The sequence below is a fragment of the Polaromonas sp. P1_G4 genome, assembly GCF_056405475.1.
Window position 1 is genome coordinate 1 of record NZ_JBFUCA010000255.1, and the last position, 6,012, is coordinate 6,012.

The 6,012-nt window shown below is 55.6% G+C and carries 3 protein-coding genes; all 3 read left to right on the forward strand.

Annotated elements, in window-relative coordinates; translation table 11 throughout:
• On the forward strand, nucleotides 1-3,145 hold a 3,145-nt coding region (locus AC1D1X_RS13555), incomplete at its 5' end, for a tandem-95 repeat protein (RefSeq protein ID WP_477698453.1).
• Nucleotides 3,142-3,639 (forward strand): hypothetical protein, encoded by a 498-nt coding sequence (locus AC1D1X_RS13560; protein WP_477668263.1) that lies wholly within the window; start codon nucleotides 3,142-3,144, stop codon nucleotides 3,637-3,639. The genes AC1D1X_RS13555 and AC1D1X_RS13560, both read left to right, overlap by 4 nt.
• Before the next feature lie 83 nt (nucleotides 3,640-3,722).
• On the forward strand, nucleotides 3,723-5,963 hold the full coding sequence (locus tag AC1D1X_RS13565; protein ID WP_477668262.1) for a type I secretion system permease/ATPase: 2,241 nt from the start codon (nucleotides 3,723-3,725) through the stop codon (nucleotides 5,961-5,963).
• The last annotated feature ends 49 nt before the right edge of the window (nucleotides 5,964-6,012 follow it).

The window sequence follows — 6,012 nt, forward strand, 5'->3', positions numbered from 1 at the left end:
GTTGACGGGCGATATTTATGCGTTAAATCAGGCTCTAGCCCAAGAAATACAGGCGCAAGCAGCTATCAATTCAATAGCGAGTTCTGCTGAATCGAACTGGACATCCTCAGCTGCACATACTGCGGGATTGATCGCCACTGTGATGGGTGCCGATGTGCTACTGGCCTATCCCGAAGTCAAAGGTGAGCTAATCGCCGGCACCGAAGACATCGGACTGCGCCTCACTGCCGAAACCTTGCTTGCCAACGACAGCACTTTGAACGCGGCAAGTTTCTTGAACAGGCCCATGCTCAGCATTAGCGCTGTGGGTAACCCAAGTCATGGTCAGGTTGCGTTGCGTATCAACGAGACTGGCGGCATCGAAGTGGTCTTTATTCCGGAGACCAACTACTACGGAAGGGCTAGCTTTTCCTACACGGTGACAGACCAGTACGGCTTGAGCACGGTGGCCAACGCTACGCTGGAGATCGTCAGTGTCAATGATGCCCCTACTGCGCGGGATGACACCGCCGTCGGTAACGAAGACAACACACTGATGTTCAACGTTGCAGACCTGCTGGCTAATGACTTTGATGTGGACACAGCTCGGGATGGTGATGTGTTGCACGTCACGCGTGTCGGTTTGGCTGAGCATGGCCAGGCCTTTCTTCAAGCCGATGGCATGGTGCGCTTCGTTCCCGATCTCAATTACAACGGCCCGGCCCAGTTCAGCTACTGGGTGGGTGACCGCAGCGATGCTCTGATCGCTGCAGGTCAGGGCCTTGAATCCCAGGCGACCATGTGTCTGACGGTGTTGCCCGTCAATGATCTGCCCGTGGTCGCGGGTGAGAGCATTGCAAGTGAYGAAGACGTGGTTCTCAATATCAACCCTGCCTTGTTGCTAGCCAATGACACTGACGTGGACATGGCCACCAACGGGCAGGTGCTGAACATCAGCGCGGTAAGTGGTGCGCAGCATGGCGCGGTGGCCTTGCTGGCCGATGGAACGATTCAGTTCACGCCAGAACAGGACTATTTTGGCCCGGCCAGTTTTGTGTACGTAGTCGATGACGGCAACGGTGGGCAGGTACAAGGCACAGCGATGGTGAATCTGGCATCGGTCAACGATGTCCCCGTGGTCAACAACGAATTGCTGATGGGCAAGCGCGACGCGACCTACACCCTGAGCCAGGCAGCGCTGCTGGCCAACGACACGGATCGGGAGACTCCGACCGGCTTGAGTATCGTGGCAGTACAAGGGATGATCCATGGCAGTGCGGTTCTCAATGCAAATGGGTCGGTGACCTTTGCGCCGACGCCGGGTTATGCGGGGCGGGGGCAGTTTCAGTACGTAGTGCAGGATGCGGACGGCGGGCAAAGCGTGGGTACAACGGAGATTGACTTTTCGGCAATCAATGTGAATCCTTTGGCGGTAGACGACAGTTTTATCGGATTTGAAGATGTTGTGTTTGTTATCCAGCGCGGCCAACTCGTGGCCAACGACTCAGATCCGGATGCGAGTGGCTTGGCCAACTTGACGGTGGATGCCGTGCGTAACGCCAGCCATGGCACAGTCACTTTGCAGGCAGACGGCAGTGTGCGGTTTCAGTCCAGTTCCAACTTTTTTGGCACAGCCACTTTTGAGTACAGAAGCAATGATGGAGAAGGTGGTCAGACTTGGGCAACTGCTTATCTGAATGTGCAATCGGTTAACGATGCACCCGTCATCGAAGACATATGGTATGGCCGACCAATTTACGGAGCCACGGTGCAAAACGTTTACGGCGTGGATGAAAGCGGCGCCACCGTGGTAATCGGTCAGGCGACGGTGCTGGTTTACTCAGAAAGTCAGGCACGCTCACTGTTGGGCAGTGGCCTGCTTATTGGATCTGGCGGTAGCACCTACCTCAACGGTCACCTGCGCCCAGTCGGTTTTGATAATCAGGATGCAACGTTTACGAGTGGCGAATCGGGCTATCTGGACGATGATCCGTATCGTCAAAACGGCGGTGTGGTGGCTTTTGACCCGGACGGAAATTCAGATCAACYTAGTTTTGGACTGAGTGCATCGGCACAGCATGGCCATGCCTGGGCCAACCTGTACACAGCGGCAAACGCGCCGGACTCGATCGATCACACCCAGGCTGGCTCCTATTGGGTCAGTGAGACGGGCGCGTGGCAGTATTACAGCCAGCGAGGCGATGGCTACAGCGGTGCTGATCCCTTCAGCATCAATGTGACTGACAGCGGCGGTGCCGGTACCACCGTTGCCATCAATACCGTGCATATGGGTTCTAACGCAAGTGGTGGAGGCGGCGGTAAAAAGCCTGTCACGCTGGACCTGAATGGTAATGGCTTGCAATACGTGGGCCTGGACGATTCCAAAGCCTATTTCGATGTTAATAGCGACGGCTGGCGAGAGCACTTGGCGTGGGTGTCGACCGACGACGGTTTGTTGGTGCGTGACATAGGCGCCGACCGGGTGATTGATCGTTTTGATGAAATATCTTTTACAAGCTACCTCGCCGGTTCGCGTACTGACCTGGAAGGCCTTGCCACTTTTGACAGCAATGGCGACGCCTTGCTGAGCCGGTTGGATGCACGTTGGCGGGAATTCGGGGTTTGGCAAGATGCTGATGGCAATGGCGTGAGCTCTCTGGGCGAGTTTCATACCTTGGACGAAATCGGCATCACTCAAATTGGTCTCACAAGCGACCATCAAATCCGGCAGTTGGACGGTGTCACTGAGCTGGGGCAATCTCGCTTTACGTGGTCGGATGGTCGCACGGGTGCTGTGGGTGATGTGGCGTTTGCGGTTGATGAAACCGCTCGCTTGCCAGGTACGTTAGCGGCTATGAATGCTTCTGAGGCTGGTCGCGCTTCGACGGCGGCCGCTATCGCACAGCCCAATGGTGATGCTATTTCGGTTGCGCTGGTCGAACCTGTTGCGACCTCTGTAGTGGCTGTGCCGCTCACGCCAGAGCATATGGCCTTGCTGATGGTGCAAATGATAAACACTGTTACTGGAGCCCAAGACACAACACCGTTGATCAGCATTGAAGCGATTGACGGTCAAGATTCGCATGACGCCCTGYTGGCTGCTCAGGTGCAGTGGGAGCAGGCTGCGCAATCGCCGGTTGTTCAATTGCATGGATCTGCCGCGTGAAAATCGCACCACCTACATTGGGCGACATTCCGCAATTGGTGGAGCTTGGGCGGCTTTGCCATGTGGAAAGCCGGTTTTCGCGCTTGTGTTACGAAGATGAGCGTGTGGCGCAGAGATTTGCCCACATGGTTGAGAAACCGTTGTCCACCACGTTCTTTGTGGGTGCGCGTCATAGCTCTGGCGGGATGCACGGCTTGATGATTGGCAGCATCGACGAGTATTTTTTTTCCCACGAGCGAATCGCTTCGTCAATTTTTTTGTTGGTGCACCCTCAGCATAGAGGGGGCTTGGCTGCCATCAAGATGGTGATGGCCTTCCGCGCCTGGGCACATGCCCGGACTGCTGCGGAAATGTATGTTGGCATAGCCAGCGGTGTAGCAATGCAGAGAACTGGTCGCTTTTTGTCCAAACTTGGGTTAGAGCTCAGCGGCGGTAACTACTCAGCATGGCTGCCTGCGAAATCCAGCGAAACGGGGACGCCTGCAGTCCTCTAAATCCGCTAGGCCCAAGTAGCGTCTTTGAAATTTTCTTTCTATAGCTTTGCCTCGATCGTCTTCCTCCTTTCTCGAAACACTGCGTGACACCCAACACTTACACCATCGTCTCCAACCCGGCAGAGTCGGCCCAGGTGGACTCCGTAGATTTCACAAAATCGCAAGATACGACGAAGGCGTTGCATAACCTGATTGCATCGTTCTTGCACCTTGTAGGTGTTAACGCCGATGTAGCGCGGCTGGCGCAACATCATGCTTGGCCCGTGGACGGTCCGGATAGTGCTGCATTGGTTCAAGCCTTGCAAGGCTTGTCACTGGAGGTCATCCATCACCGAACCTCCATCGGCAAGTTGGTTCGCGGCCCGCTTCCCGCGCTGACGCATGATATTGATGGAGGTTGGCTGCTGATAGGCCATGCCGATGCGCATAACGTGGTGGTTCAAGCCAGCGGTGCTGCGCAGCCACAAAAGTTGACATGGATCGAGTTTGGCCAGCGGATGACTCAACAGGCCGCAAAGGCTGCTCAGATTGAATGGATCACGGCGCGTTCACAGGCAGCGGGAATGGTGCCTGGCAGTCATGGTGCCGGCTTGGGTTTTGGAGTCGGCTGGTTCTGGACATCGCTGAGTCAGTACAAGCAGGTGCTCGGCGAGGTTTTGCTTGCATCTTTCTTTATCCAGATATTCGCACTCCTCACCCCCTTGATATTCCAGGTGGTGATTGATAAGGTGCTTACGCATCGTTCGATGACCACGCTGGATGTAATGGTGGTTGCCCTGTTGGGGGTGGGGCTCTTCGAGGTGGTGCTCAGTGCCATGCGGCATTACCTCTTTACCCATACAACGAACCGAGTTGATGTGGAACTGGGAGCCAAGCTATTTCGTCACCTGCTGCATCTGCCGCTGTCTTATTTCGAGTCACGTCGTAGCGGCGATACAGTGGCAAGGGTGCGGGAACTGGAGAACGCGCGCAATTTCATGACAGGCAGCGCGTTGACCAGTTGGCTGGACCTGTTCTTTGCGATGGTGTTCTTGGGCGTCATGTTTTATTACAGTGTGGCGCTCACTCTGATCGTGATTTGCTCTTTGCCGGTGTTTTTTGTCGCGTCTTGGCTGATCACGCCGCTTATGCGCAAGAAGCTGGAAGACAAGTTCGCGCTGGGTGCCGAAAATCAGACATTTCTTGTGGAAACCGTCACTTCCATGGAAACACTCAAGAGCCATGCCGTGGAAGGTGCATGGCAGCGGGATTGGGAGCGGCGACTGTGTGACTATGTGACGGCCGCTTTTGAAGCGGGCCATTTGGGCAATGCCACCAACCAGTTTATCGGCCTGGCCAGCAAAGTATTGACGGTAGTGCTGTTGTACTTTGGTGCCAGGCTGGTGATTGACGGTGACATGACGGTGGGTGGCCTGATCGCTTTCAATATGTTGTCGGGCCGTGTCAATGCGCCCATCCTGAAGCTCGCTTCATTGTGGCAGGACTTTACCCAAATGAAGGTCAGTATCAAGCGCCTGGCCGACATCATGAATGCCACCCCCGAACCCGTGTTTCAGCCAGGCCGTAGTACTCCGCCAGCATTGGAGGGTAGGGTGACATTCGAAAATGTTTCGTTTCGCTATACCCAAAATGCTCCGGAGGTGCTGGGCGACGTGAGCGTGGATATCCGTCCTGGTGAGATCGTTGGAATTACGGGCATTTCTGGCGCGGGCAAGACCACCTTCATGCGGTTAGTGCAGCGCCTATATCTCCCCGAGAAGGGCCGGGTCTTGCTTGATGGCATGGATCTAAGCGTAGTGGACACCGCCTGGCTACGTCGGCAGATCGGCGTAGTCGGGCAGGATACGGCCTTGTTCAATCGTTCCGTGCGCGAAAACATTGCGCTAGGTAATCCGGCTATTGCCATGGACGCTGTGATGGAAAGCGCCCGACTGGCCGGCGCGCATGAATTCATTCTGCAGCTGCCCGAGGGCTATGACACGGTGATCGGCGAGCGAGGAAGCAAGATCTCGGGTGGTCAGCGCTCGCGTATCGCTATTGCGCGTGCGTTGGTGGGTAACCCGCAAATCCTGTTGTTCGATGAAGCCACTGCGGCTCTGGATTACGAAAGCGAGCGAGTTATTCACGACAACATGGCTCGTATTTGTGAGGGCCGCACGGTATTTATTGTTGCGCACCGCTTGTCCACCTTGCGGATGGCCCACCGGATTCTGGTGCTGGACCGAGGTCGTCTTATGGAGACTGGCAACCATCGCGAGCTCATGAACGTCAATGGTCGCTACGCCTCGCTGTATCAAGCGCATCAGGTGCTGGAGGCTGCATGAAGAACAAAAGCACAGCTGGACATGTCATGTTCAGCACGGCAGCCATTGC